Below are 25,718 nucleotides of genomic sequence, written 5' to 3' on the forward strand. Positions count from 1 at the left end.
TAGTGGTTTTGTCAGCGCGTGCTCTTAGTTGTCGCTATATCTTAAAAAGATCTTGCCTTCGCTACAAACAACAATCATTATCATTTGCACAAAATTTAGATATATCGATTTCACATTCAGTAGGGCCGATTATGACCACAACTTCTTCACGCTATCCGCAGCGCGTGCGCAATGAGCTGCGTTTTCGCCAGTTAACCGTTTTGCGCGTTGAGCGGGCAAGCGAGGGCTTCCAGCGCATTGTGCTTGGCGGCGAGCAGCTCGATGGCTTTAGCTCACGCGGTTTCGACGATCACACTAAAGTCTTCTTCCCGCAGGAGGGCGCTCCCTTTGTTCCGCCAGAGGTAACGGATGAGGGCATTAACTGGGGCGACGGGCCGCGTCCGCTGTCGCGTGACTATACGCCGCTCTATGATGCCAGCCGCCATGAGCTGACCCTCGATTTTTATATTCACGACGGTGGTGTGGCGAGCAGTTGGGCGCTTCACGCGCAGGCCGGAGATCATCTGACTATCGGCGGGCCGCGCGGTTCGCTGGTGGTGCCGGAAGATTACGCCTGGCAACTCTATGTATGCGATGAGTCCGGTATGCCGGCACTGCGCCGTCGGCTGGAGGCGATAAGCCAGCTGGCGCTGCGCCCGCAGGTGACGGCGCTGGTAACCATCGACAATGCCGATTATCAGGATTACCTCGCGCACCTGAAAGGCTTTGATATTGAGTATGTGATTGGACATAACCCGCAGGTGGTTGCGCAGAAACTGGCAGCGCTAACGGTGCCGGAAGAGGACTATTTTATCTGGCTGACCGGGGAGGGGGAGGTGGTGAAATCCCTGAAGGCGCAGTTTGAAACGGACGCTATCGATCAGCAGTGCGTTCGCGCGCAGGCTTACTGGCATAAAAAGTAATTACGGCCCGGCAGAGCGCCGGGCGCATATCAGGCAACTTCGTCGTATTCGGCTTCGTTAACCTGCTGCTCAAGGGATTCACGGATCTCTGCCAGCGCTTTCTCCTGCTGACGGAAATAGGTTTCCCGATCGCCGAGGGAAGAGACTAGCTGCCAGGTCTCCTCTTTGTCCAGCGTCATTAACTCTTCAATCAGCGTGGCGATGTGCTGCTTCACTTCCACAATGCGCTGACGCAGACGCTGCACGTCATTCAGCCTGTCGCTGGCCATCAGCGGCTCCAGCCCTTTTTGCAGGCGGCTGAGCATGGAGCGAATAGCGCTCAGATCGCCGCGCTGACGGGCCTGGTTGAGCTGCACCATCATGCTGTTGGCATCGTTTTTCATCTCGCTGTCGACCAGATCGGGGTGACAGAGTTTACTCGCCTGCCGCCAGAGGCGCTTCAGCTCATGGCGCTCCTCTTCCGACATCTTCTGCTCGAAGCTGAAGCGTTTTTCCGCGTCGTGCTGCTGCTCCTGATAGCTTTCGTACTCCTGACGCGCTTCGTCGCGCGCCTGGCGCGTCGGCTCCTCTTCACGCGTCAGACCGCGCTCCAGCTCCTGTGCTTCTGCCAGCAGGGAGGCGATCAGTTCGCTTTGCTGCTGGAGATGTTTACGCGCTTCAGCCGCCTGCATCGAGTGCGGCGGCATGCTCTGCCAGCGCTGCGTGAGCGTCACCAGCACATTCACCGCCTGCGAAAGGTATTTCTGGCAGCGCAGATAATCAGCCTCACGGCGACGTGCTTCCGCTTCCTGGCGACGCACCGCGGCCTCGGCCAGCATTTTACGCAGGCGCAGGATCTGCGACATCAGTGGCCCGAGACGGGTTAAGTAGAGATCGTTAAATTCATCCAGTTGCTGAATGCGCGCGTTGCGCTTGTCGATAAGTTCGCGAAGCTGCTCTTCCAGCGCTTTAAGTTCAAGCTTACTGGCGGAAACCTGGGGATCTTGCCAACTGACGACCGAGCGCTGGCTCTGTAGCCACGAGGTAATGGCGCGCATCGCATCGCTGTAGTTCTTCTCTTCGAGCGCGTGAACAATAAACGCTAACTCCGGGTCGGTCACTTCCGTTTTCAGCAACGGAAGCTGGCTGAGGATGATGCTGTCATCCTCCAGTTCAATGGCGTATTTGATGATTTCAAGCCGTTTTATGGGTTTGTTCATGGCGTTTCGTCAAAGCGCTTAATGAGTCTGTTAAGGGGAGTAGTTATTCATCAAATCTGGACCACGAAGGCGAAAGTCGCAATAGCCCGGCCTCATATTACATGGGCATATTTCAATGCGTTAGTCTTTCTATGAAAATTGCGCTTATGGCGGTGTAATTCGGTGAAATGAGGGCGAAAACGCCCCTAAGGGGCCAGGTAAATGGCTCTGAAAATGTCGCAACGCCTCTGCCTGGATAAGGCGTAACCACGTCCAGTAGGTGTAAGGAGGCTTACGCCTCTCTCAGCACCTGAACCGTCTCTTTTTTGGTGTAGTAGACATTATTATCAGGAATATCTTTATTCACGAATGTCATCGCACCGATTTTTACGTTATCTCCGATACGGATATCATCAGATATGATGCAGCAATTAGCACCAAGAACGACATCGTCGCCAATTTTGATTCTGTAGTCTTCATCTTTTCTTCCCGGGGTTTTGATACCGATGGTGGTATTTTGCCGGATCAGGAAATTCTTACCGATATCGCAATATAACGAAACTACAATGCCATTATAATGAGCGACGAAGAGCCCAGGTTGAATTTTTGCACCAAGGCCAATCTCAGTATTATATTTCTTCATTAATCTACGATTAAGGAAATGTGCGATTTTCTTGCATCTTTTTCCTTTTTTATCATTAAGATAGGATGCAATCCGCCACCAGAAAAGAAAACGGCGCTTTGGCTGGCGCCATGCATGTCGCAAGGCTCTTCCCCATGAGAATTTTTTATCCTTCCCGCCAATGACTTCTACTCGTAAGCACTCTTTTAAAAATTCCATATTTACCTGGTTGTTCATAATAAATATATCAAATAAGTTTTTAGAACTATTCAAAGATTTTTTATTATTTTTTTTATAAATCAATGCTGGCGTTACTCCACAGCATGCATTTATGTTTTGATTTTTAATTTGCTGCGAAATTTTTGATGCAAAAAATTGAGATAAGGAATGACTTATCGAGAATGTTGTTATTAATTTTGCTGGGAAATTTTACTCGGATTATTCCTAATGTCAATAAAGATGTGACAAAGTGTGACTGGAATTTGCGTGCTGTTTAGGCTCAGTTTATCTGGTAGGTTCAGTAGATTAAGGGGTAAAGAGAGCCTCGTCACCTACTAAACTTTGTCTCCAGGAATTACCATGCCAGTGAACTCTCACTGGTAGAAGTGTATTAAGGGTGTGTGGTTAAGGGTGTTGTGGCGCTGATTCAAGTCGGTCGTGCCTAACTTCCCTGCTGCGGTCGTTTGGGGGTGCACACTGGCGTGATCTTATTTTTATACACCGTGTCGCCGGGGATGCTCTGAAGCACCAGCGAATGCGCACCGATGGTCACATTGTCGCCAATGGTGATCTTCCCGCCCAGAATCGACGAATTGCAGCCAATATCCACATTATTGCCAATCTGAATCATCGCATCGGCGCTGTCGGTCCGCAGACCAATGGTGATGCCTTGCTTAAGGTCGGCATAGTCGCCGATGACGCAGTTATCCGTAATCACAATTCCATTCAGATGAGCAATGTTTAAGCCCTTGCCAATCCGGCAGGAGAGGGAGATATCGACGCTGTGACGGTATTTGAGCCGGTTTTCAATCCGGCGCGCCATACGCTTTTTGAACTTGCTGTTTTGTGCATACAGGTATGACGCGATGCGCCACCAGAACATAAAGTGCTTCTTGGGGTTGCGCCTTGTGCGCAGTAGCGCTTTTCGCCATGAAAACGGTTTGTCATGCCCGATGATTTCAAGGCGGATGCACTCTTTGAGTTCTGTATAAGACGTCATCGCAATCTTCCCGTGCAAAACGGTGATTTTAGGCGATAACTTTTTGAAAACATACCTAAACAATAAATATCTGATAACGCATTGCAGAGCTATGTTTTGCTGGCTATCCAGTAACGTGAGGTGGCTTCCTGCTTATCAGAAGCGCAAGCGATGCCGTGGCTTCATATCGTTGGCCAAACAGCCCTGACCACAACAAACTACAAATTCCTGCCGCCATTTTGCTGCCGTTTGCCAACAAGGCAACAAAAAAGCCACTTCGTTAAAAGTGGCTTATTTATATGATTTTAAAGCTAAAATTTGGTGGCCCCTGTTGGGTTTGAACCAACGACCAAGCGATTATGAGTCGCCTGCTCTAACCACTGAGCTAAGGGGCCGTGGCGGTGAATTATAGAGTAACTTACCCTCGCAATCCAGCAGGAATCGCCCGGCTGATGTTTTTATAAACAGCGCATTTTCAATCTCTTATACTTAAGTTTATCGTTTCTAATCGGGAGTAAAGCATGATCCACGATATTCTGGCGCCGGGGCTGCGCGTCGTGTTTTGTGGCATTAATCCGGGGAAATCCTCTGCCCATACGGGTTTTCATTTTGCGCATCCGGGAAATCGCTTCTGGAAAGTGATTCATCAGGCCGGCTTTACCGACCAGCAGTTGCGCCCGGAGGATGAGCACCATCTGCTGGATACGCGCTGCGGCATCACCATGCTCGTGCAGCGTCCGACCGTGCAGGCGACAGAAGTCGGGCTGCATGAGCTGCGTACCGGCGGCAGGGATTTGGTACATAAAATAGAGGAGTATCAGCCCGCCGCGCTGGCAGTGCTTGGCAAGCAGGCTTTTGAGCAAGCCTTTAGCGTTCGCGGTGCGAAGTGGGGGAGGCAGGAGATGACCATTGGCGTGACGCAAATCTGGGTGCTGCCCAATCCCAGCGGCCTGAACCGCGCGTCGTCAGAGAAACTGGTTGAAGCCTATCGCGAGCTGGATGAGGCGCTGGCGTCGCGCGGGTTGTAAATAACAGGCAAAAAAAAGCTCCCGTCGGGGAGCTTTTTGTCTGGTGTGACGATTAATCGTCTAGGAAGCTACGCAGCACTTCAGAGCGGCTCGGGTGGCGCAGTTTGCGCAGCGCCTTCGCTTCGATCTGACGGATACGTTCGCGGGTAACATCGAACTGTTTACCCACTTCTTCCAGCGTATGGTCGGTATTCATGTCGATACCGAAACGCATGCGCAGCACCTTCGCTTCACGAGCGGTAAGACCAGCCAGCACATCGTGCGTTGCAGCGCGCAGGCTCTCGGTAGTTGCAGAGTCCAGCGGCAGCTCAAGGGTAGTATCCTCGATAAAATCACCCAGATGCGAATCTTCATCATCGCCAATCGGCGTTTCCATGGAGATTGGCTCTTTGGCAATTTTTAGCACTTTGCGGATCTTATCTTCCGGCATCAGCATACGCTCAGCCAGCTCTTCCGGCGTCGGCTCGCGACCCATCTCCTGCAGCATCTGGCGAGAGATACGGTTGAGCTTGTTGATTGTCTCAATCATATGCACCGGAATACGGATGGTGCGCGCCTGATCCGCGATAGAGCGGGTGATTGCCTGACGGATCCACCAGGTTGCATAAGTCGAGAACTTGTAACCACGGCGATATTCGAACTTATCAACCGCTTTCATCAGGCCGATGTTCCCTTCCTGAATCAGATCGAGGAACTGCAGACCACGGTTGGTGTATTTCTTGGCGATAGAGATAACCAGACGCAAGTTCGCTTCCACCATCTCTTTCTTCGCACGACGCGCTTTCGCTTCGCCGATAGACATACGACGGTTGATATCTTTAACCTGCTCAATCGTCAGGCCGGTCTCTTCTTCAATCTGCTGCAGCTTCATCAGGCCGCGTTGCACTTCTTCAGTCACATCTTTCAGCTTCTCAGACCACGGTTTGTTCATGGCCAGCGCGGCGTTGAACCAGGTTTCGCTGGTTTCATTACCGGTGAAGAGGGTGATGAAGTTTTTCTTCGGCATTTTGCACTGTTCAACGCACAGCTTCATGATGATGCGTTCTTGGGTACGTACGCGATCCATCATCACGCGCATGCTGTTTACCAGGTAGTCGAACTGCTTCGGCACCAGACGGAACTGCTTGAAGACTTCAGACAGCTTGAGGATCTCTTCCTGTGCGGCAGCGTGGCTGCGTCCTTTTGCTTTGATAGTATCGCGAGTCAGCTCGTACTGCGTGCGCAGTTCAGCGAATTTCTCACGCGCCAGCTCAGGGTCGATGCTGTTGTCATCGTCGCTGTCGTCATCGCTGTCGTCTTCTTCTTCATCTTCATCGTCGTCCATCTCTTCGCTGGAGAGCTCAGAGCCGACGTGGGTCGCCGTTGGCGCCATATCTTCTTCGGCGTTCGGATCGACGAAACCGGTGATCAGATCGGAGAGACGAGCCTGCTCTGCTTCAACACGGTCGTACTGTTCCAGCAGATAGGTGATAGCTTCCGGATACTCGGCAACGGAGCACTGAACCTGGTTAATCCCGTCTTCAATACGTTTGGCGATGTCGATTTCGCCTTCACGGGTCAGCAGTTCAACGGTGCCCATTTCGCGCATATACATGCGCACCGGGTCGGTAGTTCGTCCGATTTCAGACTCTACGCTGGACAGTACCTGTGCAGCGGCTTCTTCAGCATCTTCGTCTGTGTTGTTGGAGTTTTCAGCCAGCAACAGATCATCAGCATCCGGCGCTTCTTCCATCACCTGGATGCCCATGTCGTTGATCATTTGGATGATGTCTTCGATCTGATCGGAGTCGACGATATCTTCCGGCAGATGGTCATTGACCTCGGCATAGGTCAGATAGCCTTGCTCCTTACCACGGGTAACAAGAAGCTTCAGCTGTGACTGCGGGTTTTGCTCCATAAGACGGTATCCACACTTAAATTCATGAGGTTGGTGTCGGTTAGCGAAATAAACCGCCAACATTTAACGCGAGGGTGTATTTATATTTTTGCCGCTGGCCCTCGTCGCGGCTGTCGGGATCAACCCGAACGATTATCGGCACTTAAGCCGTTGAATTTATTTTTTAGCCAGCTCCTGGTTCAACTGCCAGAGCTCCCGGCGTTCTTCGCTGCTTAGACCGTGCGTGCGATCGCGAGCTATCAACTCTTCTTGTCGCCGTTCAAGCATCGAATCAAACATATGATTGAGCGCGTCGGTAAAGGTTTTTTCAGCGATGTCCTTATCTGCTATATCGTCCCACATTGACAGTTTTTCAAGGGTTGCGGCCTCATTCGTGCCGCGATAATGTTCCAATAACTGCCCAGTTGTCAGACCAGGTTGAGACAAACAAGTGTTGACCAGTTCTGCAAATAAGCCAAGTCCAGGCAGTCTGGATTGATCAAGACCGGCCAGCGAAGGCACTTTTGGTGCAAGCTCCGGATTCTGGATCAACAACCCTATCAGTATACGCATGGTTGTGCGTTTTAGCTGAGGGGCAGGGCGCGCCGCCGCGCTCTCCACCTGCTTCGGCATTAATCGATCGAGCTGTGCATCGTCGAATATGCCGATCTTGTTGCCGAGGATCTGGCGTAACTGAATGCGTAGCGTTTCGCCCGGCACCTGGTTGATCAACGGCAGTGCCAGCGCGGCAAGCTGTGTTGTCCCATCCGGCGTGGTGAGATCCGCCTTCGGCAACAGGCTGTTAAACAGAAACGTGGAGAGAGGCTGAGCCTGCTCCATCCGCGCTTCGAACGCCTCTTTGCCCTCTTTACGCACCAGCGTATCCGGATCTTCGCCATCCGGCAGAAACATAAAACGCAGCTGACGCCCGTCGCTCATATAGGGCAGCGCGGTTTCCAGCGCCCGCCATGCGGCTTCGCGGCCGGCACGGTCACCGTCGTAACAGCAGATGACGTTTTTGGTCACCCGGAACAGCAGCTGAATATGATCCGCCGTCGTGGAAGTGCCAAGCGATGCAACGGCATAGTTAATGCCATATTGCGCCAGCGCCACCACGTCCATGTAACCTTCGACCACTAACAGCCGCTGCGGTTCATCCTTATCCTGCTGCGCTTCATAGAGGCCATATAGCTGGCGGCCCTTATGAAAAATGTCCGTTTCCGGGGAGTTCAGGTATTTGGGCGTATCGTTGCCCAGCACGCGTCCACCAAAACCAATCACCCGGCCGCGCTTGTCGCGAATCGGAAACATCACCCGCTCGCGGAAGCGATCGTAACTGCGTCCTTGATCGTTTGTGACCAGCATGCCTGCATCGATCAGCGACTTGCGGTTTTCGCTATTGTTGCCGAAACGCTTTAAAACGTTGTCCCAACCGGGCGGCGCGTAACCAATAGCGAATCGCGTAATGACTTCACTGCTCAAACCACGCCTGGAGAGGTACTGACGAGCAGGCTCTGCGGCGGATTGGGTCAGCGACTGCTGATAAAAAGCATTCAGCCCGTCCATCAACTGATAGAGTGTTTGCCGTTGATGGCGCTCTATCAGGCTCGGTCCGCTGCCTGCTTCGAACGGCACTTCGAGGTTGTGCATTGCCGCCAGCTCTTCGACGCTTTCGACGAACTCGAGCTTGTCGTAGTTCATTAAAAAGTCGAGGGCGTTGCCGTGCGCGCCACAACCAAAGCAGTGGTAAAACTGTTTTTCACCGTTCACGGTGAAAGAGGGGGTTTTCTCGTTATGGAATGGACAGCACGCGTGGTAGTTCTTGCCCTGCTTTTTTAGCTTTACGCGCGCGTCGATAAGATCGACGATGTCGGTACGTGCCAGCAGGTCATTGATAAAAACACGTGGGATTCGTCCAGCCATAGGCCCCGTTTTGATCTTATATAGTTTTCGTTATGCTCATCAGCGGTAAGTTGCTGAAAAGGCGAAAATTATATCAGGTTATAAACGAAAATAAGCCGCGCATTCCTTTCGGAAGCACGGCCTTACAACTACAACTCGGTCTAACACAGAGGGCGCTCGCCCTCAGTAATTAGTACAGACGAGTACGGCGTGCGTTTTCGCGAGCCAGTTTCTTCGCGTGACGTTTCACAGCGGATGCTTTAGCGCGTTTACGTTCGGTAGTCGGTTTTTCATAGAACTCACGACGACGAACTTCCGCCAGAACACCTGCTTTCTCGCAGGAACGCTTGAAGCGACGCAGAGCTACGTCGAACGGCTCGTTTTCACGTACTTTAATTACCGGCATGTGCCTCTCACCTTTGATTAAATCGGTTTGCCGCTGGCGTTCACGCCAGCTTATTTCAAAATGGTGCGGAATTTTACTGCAACTGGTGCTGCTTTGTAAAGCACCGCCGCCCTTTTTGAAAGGGGACTTTTGTAAGGGTGAGGAGTATACACGAACTCAGCTGCACAAGTGAGCAAAGTTTTACATCGCCCCGCATTCGCCCTACACTGCGCGCTATTGCAAAGAGGTAAACAGAGCCATGCGCGTACTGGGTATTGAAACATCCTGCGATGAAACCGGCATCGCTATCTATGACGACCAGAAGGGTCTTCTCGCTAACCAACTCTACAGTCAGGTAAAACTGCACGCCGATTACGGTGGCGTGGTGCCGGAGCTTGCTTCCCGCGACCACGTGCGCAAAACCGTGCCGCTGATTCAGGCTGCTATAAAAGAGGCCGGATTAACCGCCAAACAGATTGATGCCGTGGCCTATACCGCGGGTCCAGGCCTTGTCGGCGCGCTGCTGGTCGGTGCGACCATTGGGCGTTCGCTGGCCTTCGCCTGGGATGTTCCGGCGATTGCCGTGCACCATATGGAAGGGCACCTGCTGGCACCGATGCTGGAAGAGAACCCGCCAGCGTTTCCGTTTGTCGCGCTGCTGGTTTCCGGCGGTCACACGCAACTGATTAGCGTGACCGGCATCGGTCATTATGAACTGCTTGGTGAGTCTATTGATGATGCTGCCGGCGAAGCGTTCGACAAAACGGCCAAACTGCTGGGTCTTGATTACCCGGGCGGGCCGATGCTATCGAAGATGGCGTCGCAAGGAACAGAGGGGCGCTTTGTCTTCCCGCGTCCAATGACCGACCGACCAGGGCTCGATTTCAGCTTCTCCGGCCTGAAGACCTTTGCCGCTAACACTATTCGTAATAGTGGTAATGACGATCAGACCCGGGCAGATATCGCGCGCGCCTTTGAGGATGCGGTGGTCGATACGCTGATGATTAAGTGCAAGCGCGCGCTGGATCAAACCGGTTTTACCCGGCTGGTGATGGCGGGCGGCGTCAGCGCTAACCGTACGCTGCGTGCGAAACTGGGTCAGATGATGGAAAAACGTCGCGGGGAAGTGTTCTATGCGCGCCCGGAATTCTGTACCGATAACGGGGCGATGATTGCTTATGCTGGCATGGTGCGCCTGAAAGCGGGTCATGATGTCGGGCTTGGCGTGACGGTGCGTCCGCGCTGGCCGCTGGCGGAACTTCCCGCCGCGTAAATGAGTGTTGCCCGGTGTTTTCACGCGCCGGGCAAATCTACGCTTTATCCTGCCGCTTCTTCCTTTTCAGCTTCGTCCAGATTTTGCTCTCCTGATGCCGCCACAAACGCTGAATATTGTCATGATGACGCAGCAGGATCAGGCATGAGAGCATCGCCACCGGAAAGGTGAACTGCGGTTTAAACCACCAGACATAGAACGGCGCAATCAGCGCGCTGACAATCGCGCCCAGCGACGAGTAGCCGCTTAACAGCACCGTCAGCAGCCAGGTACCTGCCATTACGCCCGTTAAATCCCAGCCGATCGGCGCAATCGCGCCAAACGCGGTGGCCACGCCTTTACCGCCTTTAAATTTAAAGAATACCGGCCAGATATGGCCCAGACAGGCGGCGATAGCGATAAGACCCAGCCAGAAGGGCGTAACGCCAAGCGCATAGGCACCCCAGACCGGCAGCATGCCTTTTAAAACATCAAAAATCAGTACCGCTGCGGCTGCGCCCTTGCCGCCAATACGTAATACGTTGGTAGCACCGGGATTACCGGAGCCACTCTCTCGCGGGTCAGGGAAACCTGCAAGGCGGCAGACAAGGATGGCGCTGGAGATTGAGCCACAAAGGTACGCAAGGAAAATCATCCCAGGCGCGATTGCACTCATAACGCTGTTCCGTTTTGAAAATGTCGTTTTATTCTCTGCATCCGTGGATAATACGCATAAATTACGCAAAGTGGTATCCGGGTTTTGTGCAAATTCTGAAAGATAACCACTCAATAAGCGGCCTGGCGGCATGGCCCAGGCGCAAGTAAGCAGGCGGAGAAAAATGGACATTGTATTTATCGAACAGCTTTCTGTGATCACCACCATTGGTGTTTACGACTGGGAACAGACCATTGAACAGCAGTTGGTGTTCGATATCGAAATGGCGTGGGATAACCGCCAGGCGGCAAAAAGTGATGATGTTAAGGATTGCCTGAGTTATGCAGACATTGCCGATACCGTGGTCGGGCATGTCGAAGGCGCGCGTTTTGCGCTGGTCGAACGCGTCGCGGAAGAGGTGGCAGAGTTGCTGCTTGCGCGCTTTAACTCCCCCTGGGTGCGCATCAAGCTGAGCAAACCTGGCGCAGTGGCGCGGGCAAAAAATGTCGGCGTGATTATCGAGCGTGGCCTAAATCCGAAAAAAAGTTTTTAAATTCATCATCGTTAAACCAAACGCTAGTATTCAGGTCATAGATACGGCTTTTCGCGGCTTCTCCACTGGATGAGCCGTTTTTTATATCTTTTTAGGGGTTTATTTGATGAGCGATATGCACTCCCTGCTGGTGGCGGCCATTCTTGGTGTCGTTGAGGGGCTTACCGAGTTTCTTCCCGTCTCCAGTACGGGGCACATGATTATCGTCGGGCATCTGTTGGGCTTTGAAGGCGATACCGCAAAAACATTCGAAGTGGTCATTCAGCTCGGCTCGATTCTCGCCGTGGTTGTGATGTTCTGGCGACGCCTCTTCGGCCTTATTGGCATCCATTTCGGCAAGCCGCCGCGCCATGAAGGCACCGGCAGTGGGCGTTTGTCGCTGATCCATATTCTGCTTGGCATGATCCCGGCGGTGGTGATTGGTCTGGTGTTCCACGATGCGATCAAAACGCTATTCAACCCGAAAAATGTCGCCTATGCCTTAGTGGTTGGTGGCGTGCTGCTGATCGCCGCGGAGCTGCTGAAGCCAAAAGTGCCGCGCGCGCAGGGCGTGGATGATATGACCTATCGTCAGGCGTTTTTGATTGGCTGCTTCCAGTGTCTGGCGCTGTGGCCGGGCTTCTCCCGCTCTGGTGCGACCATCTCCGGCGGTATGCTGGTAGGCGTCAGCCGTTACGCGGCGTCTGAGTTCTCGTTCCTGCTGGCGGTGCCGATGATGATGGGCGCGACGGCGCTGGATCTCTATAAGAGCATCGGTTTTCTCACCACTGGCGATATCCCGATGTTCGCCGTCGGTTTTGTGACGGCGTTTATCGTCGCGCTGATCGCTATTAAAACCTTCCTGGAGCTGATTAAACACATCTCCTTTATTCCGTTCGCCATCTACCGCTTTATCGTCGCCGCAGCGGTCTACGTCGTCTTCTTCTAAGCGTTAATGCCCTCAGGCTTCGGGCTGAGGGCAGTGCTCTGCTTTCCACTGCGCAACCGCCGCAATACGTCGGCGGGTCAACTCTTCACGCACTGCCGCACCGGTAAAACCTGCCTCAATCACCGCTTTTGTCGGCACCGCGCGCGCTACTTCCCAGGCCGCACGCAGTAGGCGCCCCTGCGAGTAATCGATGGCTTCAAATCCGGTGCGCCCGCGCACATCCGCTTCGCTGGTCAGCGCGATTTGCTCCACCCGCTGCGGTTTGCGCCAGGCATCAATGGAGTCGAACAGCTTGACGATGGTTTTCGGCTGCAAAACAGGGAAGGTGTGGATCAGATCGTGGTACTCGGCCACCAGCTTCGCTAAATCGCGCAGTTCATTCGGCACGCGCAGACGCTGGCACAACCCCTCAACCAGCCGGACACCCGCCGGGCCGTGGCCGTGATGGCGCGGCCAGAGCGCAGGTGGTGTCAACCCTTTGCCGAGATCGTGGCACAGCGTGGCGAAACGCACGTCCACCTCGGGGCTAAGCATCGCCGCCATTGAGACGGTCATTAGCGTGTGAATTCCGGTATCAATTTCCGGGTGCCATTTCGCCGGAGCCGGAACGCCAAACAGCGCATCGATCTCCGGGAAGAGCACCTTCAGCGCGCCGCAGTCGCGCAGCACCTGAAAGTAAACCTGCGGATTACGGGTGCGCAGCGCGCTCTCCGTCTCTTTCCATACTCGCTCCGGCGTCAGGTGCGCCAGCTCGCCCGCTTCGGTCATGTCGCGCATCAGCGTCATGGTTTCATCGGCAATACGGAAGCTGAGATGGGCATAACGGGCGGCGAAACGCGCCACGCGCAGCACACGGAGTGGATCTTCATTAAACGCGGGGGAGACGTGGCGCAAAATGCGCTGACGCAGATCCTGCTGACCGTTAAACGGGTCGATAATCGTGCCGTTTTCATCCTGCGCCAGCGCGTTAACCGTTAAATCACGGCGCAGTAGATCCTGCTCAAGGGTGACATCGGGGGCGGCATAGCAGGTAAAACCGGTATAGCCGGAGCCAGACTTCCGCTCGGTGCGGGCCAGGGCGTACTCTTCGCGGCTTTGCGGATGAAGGAACACAGGAAAATCGCGGCCTACCTGCTGGTAGCCCGCGTCGAGCATCTCTTGCGGCGTGGCGCCGACCACTACCCAATCTCTGTCTTTGACCGGCAGGCCCAACAATGTATCGCGTACTGCACCACCGACCAGATAACTCTTCACGCCGCCACTCTCCTCTACACAATTGTCGTCAGATAATACGTAAGTGTAGAGAAGATGGCGAATCTGCTTAGTTCATCCAGCGATCTTTGCGTTTACGCGTCGGGATCATGTGCGGCAGTAACAAGCCGAGCAGCAGGCCCGCGCCCAGCACGCCACCGCCATACATAAACCACTGCATAATGATGGTGCGCTGCTTGTCATCCAGCTGCAGATTAGCGGCGTTGACCTTCTTCTGCGCCACAATCAGCTCATTTTTGAGCTTCTGGTTCTCATCTTTCAGACCGTTAATCACTCCGTCGCTGCGCGCCACTTTCTGCTGCATCTCTGCGGTACGCTGGTTCCAGGTGTTGTCGATATTGGTCAGTTTATCGGTCAACGTTTTCACCTGGTTTTCCAGTTCCGGCACGCGGGTGCGCAGGCTGGGCTGGGTATTAAGCTGTTTAAGCGGGATCCAGGCAGTACGGCCGCTGCTGTCACGCACCTGGCCATACTCATTGTTTTGTTGCAGCAGGGCGACCTCTTCACCGGCGTTTACCGTGCCAACAAGGCGGTAATTATCGCCGGGGCCGCTGCGGACCCAGGTGCTCAATTCGTCCGAAACATACCGCTTCTCTTCAGCGTGGGTGCCGACAGAGACGCTAAGCGCGAAAAGGGTTATTCCAATCAGGCGTAAATTTGGCATCAGGCAATCATTATTTTCTTTGAATGTGAATGGTAAACAGTGGCGACAGTCTGACGACACCCGGCAGGTACCATCAATCGGAATCTTCCAGATCAAACTGCGCACTGATGCGAACATTTGCACCCGCCAGATTGCGCATTGCATGGCAATTTGGCAAAAAATACTATCTACTGACAAACCGAGGGCGCGTTAGTTCGCCAAAAATTTTCACTGATGTGACATAACCATAAGTGCAAGGCCATGGCTCAGGAAATCGAATTAAAGTTTATCGTGAAGAACGACTGCGTGGAAACGCTTCGTCACCATCTTCATACGCTGACCGACGAACATATCGCGTCCAGCCAGTTACTCAACATCTATTACGAAACGCCTGACAACTGGCTACGCAGCCATGATATGGGGCTGCGTATTCGCGGTGTGAACGGCCAATATGAGATGACGATGAAAATCGCCGGTCGCGTCATTGGCGGTTTACATCAGCGCCCGGAATACAATATTCCCCTCGATAAGGCCGAACTTGACCTTTCGCGCTTTCCCGCCGAAGTGTGGCCCGAAGGCGGCCTGCCAGACGATCTGCAATCGCGCGCGCAGCCGCTGTTCAGCACCGATTTTTACCGCGAAAAGTGGCTGGTTAACGTCGGCGACAGCCGCATTGAGATTGGCCTCGATTTAGGCGAAGTGAAAGCGGGCGAGTTCGCCGAGCCGATTTGCGAACTGGAGCTGGAGCTGCTGAGCGGCGATGCGGCGGATATTCTCAAGCTGTCGCGCCAGCTGGCGACGCTCTCCTGCCTGCGTCAGGGCAGCCTGAGCAAAGCCGCGCGCGGGTATCATCTCGCGCAGGGCAATGCGCCGCGCGAACTTCGCCCGACCCCCTTTTTGCAGGCCGCGCCGAAAGCGACCGTTGAGCAGGCGTTTGCCAGCGCGCTGGAACTGGCCCTCTCCCAGTGGCAGTACCATGAAGAGCTGTGGGTGCGCGGTAATGACGCGGCACGGCCTGAAGTGCTGCGCGCCATTGCGCTGCTGCGCCACGCCTTTACGCTGTTTGGCGGTATTGTGCCGCGTAAAGCGAGCGCTCACTTACGTGACCTGCTGACCCAGGCAGAAGCGACGCTGACCTCCGCCGTCTCCGCTGAAACGGCGGTATGGGATGTGCCGTCGGCAATGGCGAAACTGCTGTTAACGGAGTGGCTGGTGACTCAGGGCTGGCGCGCATTCCTTGACGAAAAAGCACAGGCGAAATTTGCCGACTCCTTCAAGCGCTTTGCCGATATCCACCTCTCGCGCACCGCCTCTGAACTGAAAAAGACCTTTGCTCACCACCTTGGCGACAGCTATCGCGATCAGCTGCCACGCCTGGCGCGTGATATCGACAGCACGCTGCTGCTGGCAGGCTACTACGACCGGGCGCTGGCGAACGCGTGGCTGGAGAACTGGCAGGGGCTCTACCATGCGATTGAAACGCGTCAGAAAATCGAGATTGAGCATTTCCGTAATACCGCCATTAACGAGGAGCCATTCTGGCTACACAGCGGGAAACGCTAACGTAAGGACGTTTTGAATGCAGCACGCATCCCTCTTATCGCAACAGTGGCAAACGGTGCTTTCCCGCTTGCCGGAGGCGCTGATCGCCCGGCCGCTTAGCGCGCAGGCGCAGTCAGTGCTCACGTTCAGTGATTTCGTCGAGCAGAGCCTGGCCGCTTATCCCGAGTGGCTGGCAGAGCTTGAGAGCGCGCCGCCCACGGCTGATGAGTGGCAGCACTATGCGACGTGGCTGGATGCGCTGCTGCAAACCGTCACCGATGAAGCCTCACTAATGCGCGCGCTGCGGCAGTTTCGCCGCCGCATCATGGTGCGTATCGCCTGGGCGCAGGCGCTGCGAATCATCAGCGATGAAGCGGTGCTGCAACAGTTAAGCGTGCTGGCGGAAACCGTGATCGTTGCCGCGCGCGAGTGGCTCTACAGCGCCTGCTGCCGCGAATGGGGCACGCCGTGTAACGCACAGGGCGTTCCGCAGCCGATGCTGGTGCTCGGCATGGGCAAGCTCGGCGGCGGCGAGCTGAACTTCTCTTCCGATATCGATCTGATCTTCGCCTGGCCGGAAAATGGCGTGACACAGGGCGGCAGACGCGAGCTCGATAACGCCCAGTTTTTTACCCGCCTTGGGCAGCGGCTAATCAAAGTGCTGGATCAGCCGACGCAGGATGGTTTTGTCTACCGCGTCGATATGCGCCTGCGCCCGTTTGGCGAGAGCGGCCCGCTGGTGCTGAGCTTTGCCGCGCTGGAGGATTATTACCAGGAGCAGGGGCGCGACTGGGAGCGTTACGCAATGGTAAAAGCGCGCATTATGGGCGATGACGAAGGTGCGCACGCCAGCGAACTGCGCGCCATGCTGCGCCCGTTTGTCTTCCGCCGCTATATCGACTTCAGCGTCATCCAGTCCCTGCGCAATATGAAAGGGATGATTGCCCGCGAAGTGCGCCGTCGGGGGTTAAAGGACAACATCAAACTCGGCGCGGGCGGCATTCGCGAAATCGAATTTATCGTGCAGGTGTTCCAGCTGATTCGCGGCGGGCGTGAACCGGCGCTGCAATCCCGCTCGCTGCTGCCGACCTTAGCGGCTATCGATCGGCTGCATCTGCTGCCGGAAGGCGATGCGGAGAAATTGCGCGTTGCCTATCTCTGGCTGCGGCGGCTGGAAAACCTGCTGCAAAGCATTAATGACGAACAGACGCAGACGCTGCCGGGCGATGAGCTAAACCGTGCGCGTCTTGCCTGGGGCATGGGTGTGGAGAGCTGGGATGCGCTCAGCAGCCAGCTTGAGGCGCATATGGCCGCCGTGCGGCGCATCTTTAATGAGCTGATTGGCGATGATGACGCGGAGTCTGCCGACGAGGCGCTCTCTGAGCAGTGGCGCGAACTGTGGCAGGACGCGTTGCAGGAGGAGGACAGCACGCCGGGGATTGCGCATTTAAGCGATGAGGATCGCCGCCGCGTGGTGGCACTGATCGCCGATTTCCGCCACGAGCTTGATAAGCGCCCCATCGGACAGCGCGGCCGCCAGGTGCTCGATCACCTGATGCCGCACCTGCTAAGCGATGTCTGCTCGCGCGAGGATGCGCCGGTGCCGTTATCGCGCCTGACGCCGCTGCTTACCGGCATCGTGACCCGCACCACCTATCTTGAGTTACTAAGCGAATTTCCCGGCGCGCTGAAACACCTCATCTCGCTGTGTGCCGCTTCACCGATGGTGGCGAGCCAGCTGGCGCGCTACCCGATTCTGCTCGATGAACTGCTCGATCCCGCCACGCTCTACCAACCGACGGCAATGAACGCCTACCGCGATGAGCTGCGCCAGTATCTGCTGCGCGTGCCGGAAGAGGATGAAGAGCAGCAGTTGGAGGCGCTGCGCCAGTTTAAACAGGCACAGCTGCTGCGTGTTGCGGCGGCGGATATCGCCGGCACGCTGCCGGTGATGAAAGTGAGCGATCACTTAACCTGGCTGGCAGAGGCGATTATCGATGCCGTGGTTCAGCAAGCCTGGGGGCAGATGGTGAAGCGCTACGGCCAGCCTGCGCATCTGCACGATCGCGAAGGGCGCGGCTTTGCCGTGGTTGGCTATGGCAAACTGGGCGGCTGGGAGTTGGGTTACAGTTCCGATCTCGATCTGGTCTTTTTGCATGACTGCCCAATGGATGTGATGACCGATGGCGAGCGTGAAATCGATGGCCGCCAGTTTTACCTGCGGCTGGCGCAGCGCATTATGCATCTCTTCAGTACGCGCACCTCTTCCGGCATCCTTTATGAAGTGGATGCGCGCCTGCGCCCTTCCGGCGCGGCAGGGATGTTAGTCACCACCGCTGAGGCCTTCGCCGATTACCAGAAAAACGAAGCCTGGACCTGGGAACATCAGGCGCTGGCCCGCGCGCGCGTGGTCTATGGCGACCCGCAGCTGACCGTGCAGTTCGACGCTATTCGCCGCGATATCCTGCTGACGCCGCGCGAGGGCACGAAGCTGCAAACCGAAGTGCGCGAGATGCGCGAGAAGATGCGCGCCCATCTTGGCAATAAACAGAAAGATCGCTTTGACCTGAAAACTGATGAGGGTGGCATTACTGACATCGAGTTTATCGCGCAATATCTGGTGCTGCGTTACGCCCACGATAAGCCGAAGTTAACGCGCTGGTCAGACAATGTGCGCATTCTGGAAGGGCTGGCGCAGAACGGCATTATGGAGGAGCAGGAGGCGCTGGCGCTGACCCATGCTTACACCACGCTGCGCGATGAGCTGCATCACCTGGCGCTGCAGGAGCTGCCGGGAAATGTGCCGCTCTCCTGCTTTGTTGCCGAACGAGAGCTGATTAAAACCAGCTGGGTGAAGTGGCTGGTGGAACCGTGCGCCCCGGCGTAAGTGTGCTATCATCGCGCGCAAATTTTGTATCTCTCAGGAGACAGGAATGAAAGTTACGCTGCCAGAGTTTAAACAAGCCGGTGTGATGGTGGTGGGCGATGTGATGCTGGATCGTTACTGGTACGGTCCAACCAGCCGCATCTCCCCGGAAGCGCCGGTGCCGGTGGTCAAAGTTGACACCATTGAAGAGCGTCCGGGCGGCGCGGCGAACGTGGCGATGAACATTGCCTCGCTGGGTGCCTCCGCGCGCCTGGTCGGCCTGACCGGCATTGATGATGCGGCGCGCGCGCTGAGCAAAGCGCTGGCGGACGTTAACGTCAATTGCGACTTTGTTTCTGTTCCGACTCACCCGACCATTACCAAGCTGCGCGTGCTGTCACGCAACCAGCAGCTGATCCGCCTCGATTTCGAAGAGGGGTTTGATGGCGTCGATCCACAGCCCATGCATGAGCGCATCAACCAGGCGCTCGGCTCGATTGGCGCGCTGGTGCTCTCCGATTACGCCAAAGGCGCGCTCAACAGCGTTCAGCAGATGATTGCGCTGGCGCGTAAAGCCGGTGTACCGGTGCTGATCGATCCGAAAGGGACCGATTTTGAGCGCTACCGTGGTGCGACGCTGCTGACGCCGAATCTCTCCGAGTTCGAAGCGGTGGCGGGCAAATGTAAGAGTGAAGAGGAGATCGTTGAGCGCGGCATGAAAGTGATCGCCGATTACGATCTCTCTGCATTGCTGGTGACCCGCTCCGAGCAGGGGATGACCCTGCTGCAGCCGGGCAAAGCGCCGCTGCATATGCCGACCCAGGCACAGGAAGTGTATGACGTGACGGGTGCAGGCGACACGGTGATTGGCGTGCTGGCGGCAACGCTTGCGGCGGGTAACTCGCTGGAAGAGGCCTGCTTCTTTGCCAATGCTGCCGCCGGTGTGGTGGTTGGTAAACTCGGCACCTCAACGGTATCCCCGATTGAACTGGAAAATGCCGTGCGCGGTCGTGCGGAAACCGGCTTCGGTGTGATGAGCGAAGAGGAGCTGAAAGTGGCCGTTGCCGCCGCGCGTAAACGCGGTGAAAAAGTGGTGATGACCAACGGCGTCTTCGACATCCTCCACGCCGGGCATGTCTCTTACCTGGCGAACGCACGCAAGCTCGGCGACCGCCTGATTGTCGCGGTCAACAGCGATGCTTCGACCAAACGTCTGAAAGGCGAGACGCGTCCGGTCAACCCGCTTGAGCAGCGCATGATTGTGCTGAGCGCGCTGGAAGCCGTGGACTGGGTGGTGTCGTTTGAAGAGGATACGCCGCAGCGTCTGATTGCTGGCGTTCTGCCAGATAAGCTGGTGAAAGGCGGGGATTACAAACCGGATCAAATCGTCGGCAGTGAAGAGGTGTGGGCTAACGGCGGTGAAGTGCTGGTGCTCAACTTCGAAGATGGCTGCTCGACCACCAATATCATCAAAAAGATCCAGAAAAACAGCCAGTAAACGGCGGTTAAATCGGTAAAGCAGAACGGGCCTTGCGGCCCGTTTTTTATTACGGCGTATCGTCCACGGGCGGGATCGCCGGTGCCGGTTTTATCTCCGTCACCTCAGAAGCCACAACTGGCGCAGGGGCCGGTTGCGCGCTGGCAGCGTAGGAGCCGCGGTTTTCCAGATCGTTCAGACGCTGCTCCAGCAGCGCCAGCTTTTCGCGGGTGCGCAGCAGAACCTGCGTCTGCACATCGAACTCTTCCCGGCTGACCAAATCAAGGCGGGTTAACTGCCCCTGCAAGGCCTGGCGAATCTTCTTCTCAACGTCTTCGCCAAGCTCACGGATCCCTTTCGGCATGGATTCGTGAACCTGTCGTGCAATCTGTTCAATTTTCTTCGGATCAATCATTTTCGGTTCCCTGCTCGGATGGGCTCAGCTAATTATTGTAGTGTGATAACCGCAGGTGATAAACCAGAATTGTTTGAAGCTTATGCATTGCCCGCCGTTATCATTGGCGTTATAGTTATCGCGCTTATTCTCAGGGCGGGGCGAAATTCCCCACCGGCGGTAAATCAGCGTACGCTGAAAGCCCGCGAGCGCTTCAGACTTCGGTTTGAAGGTCAGCAGATCCGGTGTAATTCCGGGGCCGACGGTTAAAGTCCGGATGGGAGAGAGTAACGATTCTGCCGGGCAAAGGTGCCCGCTCGCGTTATTTTTGGTCGTTTAATGACACTCCTAAGACTGCCCTGATTCTGGTAACCATAACTTTATTGAGGTCTTTTACCATGAATCAGACGCTACTTTCCTCTTTTGGCACCGCTTTCGATCGCGTTGAACAGGCGCTTGCCGCCCTGCGCGAAGGGCGTGGTGTAATGGTTCTCGATGACGAGAGCCGTGAGAACGAAGGCGATATGATTTTCGCCGCCGAAACCATGACCGTTGAGCAGATGGCGCTCACCATCCGTCACGGTAGCGGCATCGTTTGCCTCTGCCTGACCGACGAACGTCGTAAGCAGCTCGACCTGCCGATGATGGTGGAGAACAACACCAGCGCCTTCGGTACCGGTTTTACCGTCACCATCGAAGCAGCACATGGCGTGACCACCGGCGTTTCCGCCGCTGACCGCCTGACCACCGTGCGCGCTGCGATTGCTGACGACGCCAAACCGTCCGACCTGCACCGTCCTGGCCACGTCTTCCCGCTGCGCGCGCAGAAGGGCGGCGTACTGACCCGCGGCGGCCACACCGAAGCGACCATCGACTTAGTGTCGCTGGCGGGCTTTAAACCGGCTGGCGTGCTGTGCGAATTAACCAATGATGATGGCTCGATGGCGCGCGCGCCGGAGTGCATCGCCTTTGCGAAGCAGCACAATATGGCTGTCGTAACGATTGAAGACCTGGTGGCTTACCGCCAGGATCTGGAGCGCAAAGCCAGCTAACGGCGAGCGTTCAGCAGAGAAAATCCGATGCCAGCGGCGTCGGATTTTTTTTGCCTGCGCCAGGTCAAAGTTTGGTGTGCTTACAGGCGTTGCGCATTGCTATTAACCCTTCCTACTTATAAAGTGGTAGTCGCTACGGCACGGACACGCCGCAGCTAACCTATTATTTTTGCGAAGTTTTATTTGCGGAGGCGCCGTGTTTATTTCCTGGTATTGGTTACTGCTCGTGGTAGTGCTGGTGGTTGGTTATGTTCACGCCCTAAGACGCCGTTATAGGGCCTGCCGCCACGAGCGCGACGCCGTTTACGAGGGCTATCAGCGTGCGCAGGCGGAGCTGAAAAGATTTCAGCGCGTGGGGCAAACCAAATAACGCAGCCGTTAACCGCCGAAGCCCAGCGCCTGCAGGGCGACCAGGCTTAAGCCCATCACCGACATGCCGCACAGCACGCCGTAGCTTGGGTTGTTGTTGGGATCGATCTCCTTTGCCAGCGGCATTAACTCATCCACCGACAGCGCGACCATAATCCCGGCGACCGCCGCCATAATCGCCGCCATCACCACCGGCGAGACCAGGCTGCCAAGAATCAGCCACGCCAGCACGCCGCCCAGAATCTCTGCTAAACCAGAAATACCGGCCCACATCACCGCGCTGCGTTTCGAGCCGGTCGCCGCGTAAACCGGGCCTGCGACCGCCAGTCCTTCAGGAATATTGTGTAAAGCCACGGCAAAAGCGATGCCGAAGCCCAGCTCCAGATCGTTGCTGGCGGTGACATAAGTGGCGATCCCCTCCGGGAAGTTGTGCAGGCTGATACCGAGCGTCAGCAGAATAGCGGTTCGGCGAATGCCGCGCGGCAACGCCTCCTGCGAGCCCTGCATTAAGTCCTGCGCATGGGCATGGGGCAGCAGGCGGTCCAGCGCAAAGTAGCCGAGCAGGCCAACAACAAACATGCCGTAACCGAGCATCGGCGGCATACTTTCGGTTGCCAGCGCGGCGGGGAGCATCTCCATTAACGAGATAAGCAGCATAATCCCGGCGGCAAAGCCGAGTGAAAACGCCAGTACGCGGTTGGAAGGTTTCTGGCCGATAACGCCCAGAATGGCGCCAATAAACGTGGCGGCGCCCGCCAGGATGGTCAGAATCAACGGGACTGACATACATCGCTCCTTTATGATAATCATTCTCATTAATGTAAGTTTTCGCCCGCGGAAAAGCGAGGCAGCCACGGCACTTTTACCTATTCCTTACATTCAAAATTACTGACGATCTTCATCATGCTTATCTGAGTTCATCGCCCTGAGAAAAAGCGTAACCTGCTTTCATCATATTGGCATCTTCTGTAAGGATATCCTCATGTCTGCACCTCGTATGCCCGCGCTGTTTCTTGGGCATGGCAATCCAATGAATGCGCTGCAGGATAACGTCTATACCCGCGCCTGGGGAAAACTGGGCGATACGCTGCCGCGTCCGAAAGCGATTGTGGCGATCTCCGCGCACTGGTTTACGCGCGGCACTGGCGTAACGGCGATGGAGGCACCGCAAACGATCCATGATTTCGGCGGTTTCCCGCAGGCGCTGCACGACGTGCATTACCCCGCGCCCGGTTCGCCCGCGCTGGCACAGCGGCTGGTGGATCTGCTCTCACCGCTGCCGGTGACGCTCGATCATGAAGCCTGGGGCTTCGATCATGGCTCCTGGGGTGTGCTGATCAAAATGTACCCTAATGCGGATATTCCGATGGTGCAGCTCAGTATCGATAGCACTAAACCGGCGGCGTGGCATATGGAGATGGGGCGCAAACTTGCCGCGCTGCGCGATGAAGGGGTGATGATTGTCGCCAGCGGCAACGTAGTGCACAACCTGCGCACGGCGCGCTGGCACGGCGACACCACGCCTTTTCCATGGGCAGTCGCTTTCAACGATTTTGTGAAGCAGAACCTGACGTGGCAGGGGCCGGTTGAGCAGCATCCGCTGGTCAACTATCTCGACCATGAAAGCGGTTCGCTCTCCAATCCGACGCCGGAACACTTTCTGCCGCTGCTCTATGTGCTTGGCGCATGGGATGGCAACGAGCCGCTGTCGATTCCCGTCGAGGGGATGGAGATGGCTTCCATCAGCATGCTGTCGGTGCAGGTGGGGTAAAAATGATGGCGCGCAATGCGCCATTTTTTTGCGCCCTAATCGCGGAAACCGGAGAAAGATCGCAAAAAAAGGCCCATGAACCGGGGTTTTTATGAAAATAAAAAGATCTGTTCTGCAAAAATGAAACGGCGTGCTGAATTTGGTGTTTTTTTGTGAACCCCATCGTCGCGCAAATTCTCACCAGTAACTACTCTTCTGATTGTCCTGTTCTCATACCCATAACCACTCTCGACTCCCAGCCACGTGCTTTTTGCTCGCGGCAGTTTTGACTGTGTCAAAAATCAAACCTCTGGAGATCCGGCAATATGAACGCTGCACAACGTTTTCTGACTCTATCAATCGGTTCCGCTCTGCTCTTTATGTCGCATACCGCCCTTGCACAAACCTTTCGCGCCGCCGATGTTCACCCGGCGGATTACCCCAATGTCGTGGCGGTAAAACATATGGGTGAGAAATTAAGTAAAGCCACCGATGGCCGGCTGGAAATTAAAACCTTTCCCGGCGGCGTATTAGGCGATGAGAAACAGGTGATTGAGCAGGCGCAAATCGGCGCTATCGATATCATTCGCGTTTCGATGACGCCGGTGGCGGCGATATTGCCGGAGATTAACGTTTTCACGCTGCCCTATATTTTTCGCGATGAAGATCATATGCACAAAGTGCTCGACGGCATGATTGGCCAGGAGATTGGCAACCGGCTCTCTGCGAGCAGCAAATCGCGGCTGGTTTTCCTCGGCTGGATGGATGCCGGCACGCGCAACCTGATTACCAAAGCGCCAGTCACTAAAGCGGAAGATTTGAAGGGGATGAAAATCCGCGTTCAGGGCAGCCCGATTGCGCTTGATACCCTGAAAGCGATGGGGGCGAACTCGGTGGCGATGGGGGTGAGCGAAGTCTTCAGCGGCATGCAAACCGGTGTGATTGATGGCACGGAGAACAACCCGCCGACCTTTGTGGCGCACAACTATTTGCCGGTGGTGAAGAACTATACCTGGAGCAAACACTTCATTATTCCCGAGCTGTTTCTCTTCTCAAAAGCTAAGTGGGACAAGCTGAAAAAAGAGGATCAGGAGCTGATCCTGAAGCTGGCGAAAGAGGCGCAGGCAGAGCAGCGCGAGCTGTGGAAAGCCTATAACGAGAAGTCGTTACAGGCGATGAAAGCGGGCGGGGTGCAATTCCACGACATTGATACCAAAGCCTTCTACGATGCCACGCAGTCGGTACGCGATAAGTACGGGAATGCGCACCAGGATCTGATTAAGCGTATTCAGGACGTGCAGTAAGCTGGCCGGGCAGGTTCGCCTGCCCGTTTGCGACTTCTACCGGGAAAACCGTTATGGCAGAACGCTATTCGTTGTTAATGGATATTCTCTATCGCCTCTCTATGTGGGTGGCCGGTCTGGCGCTGTTGGTGATGGTGGCGATTATCCCCGTAGGGATTTTCGCCCGCTATGTGATGAACAGCGCGCTCTCCTGGCCGGAGCCGGTGGCGATCATCTGCATGGTGGCCTTTACCTTTATCGGCGCTGCGGTGAGCTACCGTGCCGGATCGCATATCGCGGTCAGCATGATGACCGACAGGTTAAGCGAACCGCTGCGTAAGGTCTGTTTCCTGCTGGCGGATCTAATGCTGATGGCGATCAGCCTCTTTATCCTCTGGTACAGCGCGACGCTGTGCGCCGAATTGTGGGAGCAGCCGGTGGCGGAGTTCCCGCTCTTTACCGCCGGAGAGAGCTATTTACCGCTGCCGATAGGCTCTGCGATCACCCTTCTGTTTATTGTCGAGAAGATGCTTTTTGGCGCGCAGTACCACCGTCCGGTGGTGATGCTTGGCTCGTCGAGCTGACTTCGGT

Annotated in this window: 23 protein-coding genes, 1 tRNA gene and 1 riboswitch; of the genes, 12 read left to right on the forward strand and 12 right to left on the reverse strand. The window is 55.5% G+C overall.

Features of this window, described 5'->3' with window-relative positions; translation table 11 throughout:
* Positions 1 to 131: 131 nt before the first annotated feature.
* Complete coding sequence (locus tag N7V53_RS19775) at positions 132 to 902, forward strand: siderophore-interacting protein (protein ID WP_279794606.1); 771 nt, start codon at positions 132 to 134, stop codon at positions 900 to 902.
* 29 nt (positions 903 to 931) lie between these two features.
* On the opposite strand, the gene N7V53_RS19780 is transcribed toward N7V53_RS19775, so the two are convergent.
* The 4 genes from N7V53_RS19780 to N7V53_RS19795 all read right to left on the reverse strand — a co-directional run bounded on the left by N7V53_RS19780 (position 932) and on the right by N7V53_RS19795 (position 4,295).
* Complete coding sequence (locus N7V53_RS19780; protein ID WP_023480724.1) at positions 932 to 2,101, reverse strand: molecular chaperone DnaJ; 1,170 nt, start codon at positions 2,099 to 2,101, stop codon at positions 932 to 934.
* 271 nt (positions 2,102 to 2,372) lie between these two features.
* Complete coding sequence (locus N7V53_RS19785) at positions 2,373 to 3,005, reverse strand: DapH/DapD/GlmU-related protein (RefSeq protein ID WP_347882232.1); 633 nt, start codon at positions 3,003 to 3,005, stop codon at positions 2,373 to 2,375.
* A 358-nt stretch (positions 3,006 to 3,363) separates the two neighbouring features.
* Positions 3,364 to 3,921 carry a serine acetyltransferase gene (locus N7V53_RS19790; protein ID WP_279794607.1) on the reverse strand — a complete coding sequence of 186 codons (558 nt, stop codon included), beginning with the start codon at positions 3,919 to 3,921 and terminating at the stop codon, positions 3,364 to 3,366.
* Positions 3,922 to 4,219: 298 nt separating this feature from the next.
* Positions 4,220 to 4,295: transfer RNA gene (locus N7V53_RS19795), tRNA-Ile, on the reverse strand.
* Positions 4,296 to 4,421: 126 nt separating this feature from the next.
* Between N7V53_RS19795 and mug the strand changes: the two genes are divergently transcribed.
* Positions 4,422 to 4,928 carry a G/U mismatch-specific DNA glycosylase gene (gene mug / locus N7V53_RS19800; protein ID WP_279794608.1) on the forward strand — a complete coding sequence of 169 codons (507 nt, stop codon included), beginning with the start codon at positions 4,422 to 4,424 and terminating at the stop codon, positions 4,926 to 4,928.
* A gap of 52 nt (positions 4,929 to 4,980) precedes the next feature.
* Here the strand turns inward: mug and rpoD are convergent, their stop codons facing one another.
* The 3 genes from rpoD to rpsU all read right to left on the reverse strand — a co-directional run bounded on the left by rpoD (position 4,981) and on the right by rpsU (position 9,112).
* Positions 4,981 to 6,825 carry an RNA polymerase sigma factor RpoD gene (gene rpoD / locus N7V53_RS19805; RefSeq protein WP_023480889.1) on the reverse strand — a complete coding sequence of 615 codons (1,845 nt, stop codon included), beginning with the start codon at positions 6,823 to 6,825 and terminating at the stop codon, positions 4,981 to 4,983.
* 156 nt (positions 6,826 to 6,981) lie between these two features.
* Positions 6,982 to 8,727 (reverse strand): DNA primase, encoded by a 1,746-nt coding sequence (dnaG, locus tag N7V53_RS19810; protein WP_023481053.1) that lies wholly within the window; start codon positions 8,725 to 8,727, stop codon positions 6,982 to 6,984.
* 169 nt (positions 8,728 to 8,896) lie between these two features.
* Positions 8,897 to 9,112, reverse strand: a complete 216-nt coding sequence (gene rpsU, locus N7V53_RS19815; protein WP_001144069.1) for a 30S ribosomal protein S21 — start codon at positions 9,110 to 9,112, stop codon at positions 8,897 to 8,899.
* 238 nt (positions 9,113 to 9,350) lie between these two features.
* Between rpsU and tsaD the strand changes: the two genes are divergently transcribed.
* The gene (tsaD, locus tag N7V53_RS19820; RefSeq protein ID WP_023480705.1) at positions 9,351 to 10,364 is read left to right on the forward strand and encodes a tRNA (adenosine(37)-N6)-threonylcarbamoyltransferase complex transferase subunit TsaD; all 1,014 of its coding nucleotides are present in this window, start codon (positions 9,351 to 9,353) and stop codon (positions 10,362 to 10,364) included.
* Positions 10,365 to 10,401: 37 nt separating this feature from the next.
* Here the strand turns inward: tsaD and plsY are convergent, their stop codons facing one another.
* Positions 10,402 to 11,019: a glycerol-3-phosphate 1-O-acyltransferase PlsY gene (plsY, locus tag N7V53_RS19825; protein WP_023480785.1), complete on the reverse strand. Its 618-nt coding sequence runs from the start codon at positions 11,017 to 11,019 to the stop codon at positions 10,402 to 10,404.
* Positions 11,020 to 11,182: 163 nt separating this feature from the next.
* Between plsY and folB the strand changes: the two genes are divergently transcribed.
* Together folB and bacA are read left to right on the forward strand one after the other, a co-directional pair.
* Complete coding sequence (gene folB / locus N7V53_RS19830; RefSeq protein ID WP_279794611.1) at positions 11,183 to 11,551, forward strand: bifunctional dihydroneopterin aldolase/7,8-dihydroneopterin epimerase; 369 nt, start codon at positions 11,183 to 11,185, stop codon at positions 11,549 to 11,551.
* A gap of 106 nt (positions 11,552 to 11,657) precedes the next feature.
* Entirely contained in the window at positions 11,658 to 12,479 is an 822-nt protein-coding gene (gene bacA / locus N7V53_RS19835) for an undecaprenyl-diphosphate phosphatase (RefSeq protein WP_023480824.1), read from the forward strand.
* Between the two features lie 12 nt (positions 12,480 to 12,491).
* Here the strand turns inward: bacA and N7V53_RS19840 are convergent, their stop codons facing one another.
* Entirely contained in the window at positions 12,492 to 13,733 is a 1,242-nt protein-coding gene (locus N7V53_RS19840; protein ID WP_054803009.1) for a multifunctional CCA addition/repair protein, read from the reverse strand.
* A gap of 67 nt (positions 13,734 to 13,800) precedes the next feature.
* A complete protein-coding gene (locus N7V53_RS19845) occupies positions 13,801 to 14,415 on the reverse strand; it encodes a TIGR04211 family SH3 domain-containing protein (RefSeq protein WP_124967231.1) in 615 nt (204 codons plus the stop codon).
* A 240-nt stretch (positions 14,416 to 14,655) separates the two neighbouring features.
* On the opposite strand from N7V53_RS19845, the gene N7V53_RS19850 reads away from it, so the two are divergent.
* Genes N7V53_RS19850 through hldE form a run of 3 tightly spaced genes read left to right on the forward strand, consistent with a single transcriptional unit; the run spans position 14,656 to position 20,300 of the window.
* The gene (locus N7V53_RS19850) at positions 14,656 to 15,957 is read left to right on the forward strand and encodes an inorganic triphosphatase (protein WP_279794615.1); all 1,302 of its coding nucleotides are present in this window, start codon (positions 14,656 to 14,658) and stop codon (positions 15,955 to 15,957) included.
* Positions 15,958 to 15,973: 16 nt separating this feature from the next.
* Positions 15,974 to 18,823: a bifunctional [glutamate--ammonia ligase]-adenylyl-L-tyrosine phosphorylase/[glutamate--ammonia-ligase] adenylyltransferase gene (gene glnE / locus N7V53_RS19855; RefSeq protein ID WP_279794617.1), complete on the forward strand. Its 2,850-nt coding sequence runs from the start codon at positions 15,974 to 15,976 to the stop codon at positions 18,821 to 18,823.
* Positions 18,824 to 18,869: 46 nt separating this feature from the next.
* Positions 18,870 to 20,300 (forward strand): bifunctional D-glycero-beta-D-manno-heptose-7-phosphate kinase/D-glycero-beta-D-manno-heptose 1-phosphate adenylyltransferase HldE, encoded by a 1,431-nt coding sequence (hldE, locus tag N7V53_RS19860; RefSeq protein WP_279794618.1) that lies wholly within the window; start codon positions 18,870 to 18,872, stop codon positions 20,298 to 20,300.
* A 49-nt stretch (positions 20,301 to 20,349) separates the two neighbouring features.
* Here hldE and N7V53_RS19865 read toward each other — a convergent pair whose 3' ends face one another.
* Positions 20,350 to 20,694 carry an accessory factor UbiK family protein gene (locus N7V53_RS19865; protein ID WP_279794619.1) on the reverse strand — a complete coding sequence of 115 codons (345 nt, stop codon included), beginning with the start codon at positions 20,692 to 20,694 and terminating at the stop codon, positions 20,350 to 20,352.
* 122 nt (positions 20,695 to 20,816) lie between these two features.
* Positions 20,817 to 20,966: riboswitch (FMN riboswitch) on the forward strand.
* Positions 20,967 to 21,071: 105 nt separating this feature from the next.
* On the opposite strand from N7V53_RS19865, the gene ribB reads away from it, so the two are divergent.
* Positions 21,072 to 21,725 carry a 3,4-dihydroxy-2-butanone-4-phosphate synthase gene (gene ribB / locus N7V53_RS19870; RefSeq protein ID WP_023480747.1) on the forward strand — a complete coding sequence of 218 codons (654 nt, stop codon included), beginning with the start codon at positions 21,072 to 21,074 and terminating at the stop codon, positions 21,723 to 21,725.
* Positions 21,726 to 22,103: 378 nt separating this feature from the next.
* Here the strand turns inward: ribB and zupT are convergent, their stop codons facing one another.
* The gene (zupT, locus tag N7V53_RS19875) at positions 22,104 to 22,880 is read right to left on the reverse strand and encodes a zinc transporter ZupT (protein ID WP_124967236.1); all 777 of its coding nucleotides are present in this window, start codon (positions 22,878 to 22,880) and stop codon (positions 22,104 to 22,106) included.
* Positions 22,881 to 23,076: 196 nt separating this feature from the next.
* On the opposite strand from zupT, the gene ygiD reads away from it, so the two are divergent.
* The 3 genes from ygiD to N7V53_RS19890 all read left to right on the forward strand — a co-directional run bounded on the left by ygiD (position 23,077) and on the right by N7V53_RS19890 (position 25,711).
* Positions 23,077 to 23,865 carry a 4,5-DOPA dioxygenase extradiol gene (gene ygiD, locus N7V53_RS19880; RefSeq protein ID WP_279794621.1) on the forward strand — a complete coding sequence of 263 codons (789 nt, stop codon included), beginning with the start codon at positions 23,077 to 23,079 and terminating at the stop codon, positions 23,863 to 23,865.
* Between the two features lie 305 nt (positions 23,866 to 24,170).
* Positions 24,171 to 25,148, forward strand: a complete 978-nt coding sequence (locus N7V53_RS19885; protein WP_279794622.1) for a TRAP transporter substrate-binding protein — start codon at positions 24,171 to 24,173, stop codon at positions 25,146 to 25,148.
* A 53-nt stretch (positions 25,149 to 25,201) separates the two neighbouring features.
* Positions 25,202 to 25,711 (forward strand): TRAP transporter small permease, encoded by a 510-nt coding sequence (locus tag N7V53_RS19890; RefSeq protein ID WP_279794623.1) that lies wholly within the window; start codon positions 25,202 to 25,204, stop codon positions 25,709 to 25,711.
* Positions 25,712 to 25,718 lie beyond the last annotated feature (7 nt).

This window comes from Kosakonia sp. HypNH10 (assembly GCF_029850615.1).
Taxonomy (GTDB): Bacteria; Pseudomonadota; Gammaproteobacteria; order Enterobacterales; family Enterobacteriaceae; genus Kosakonia; species Kosakonia cowanii.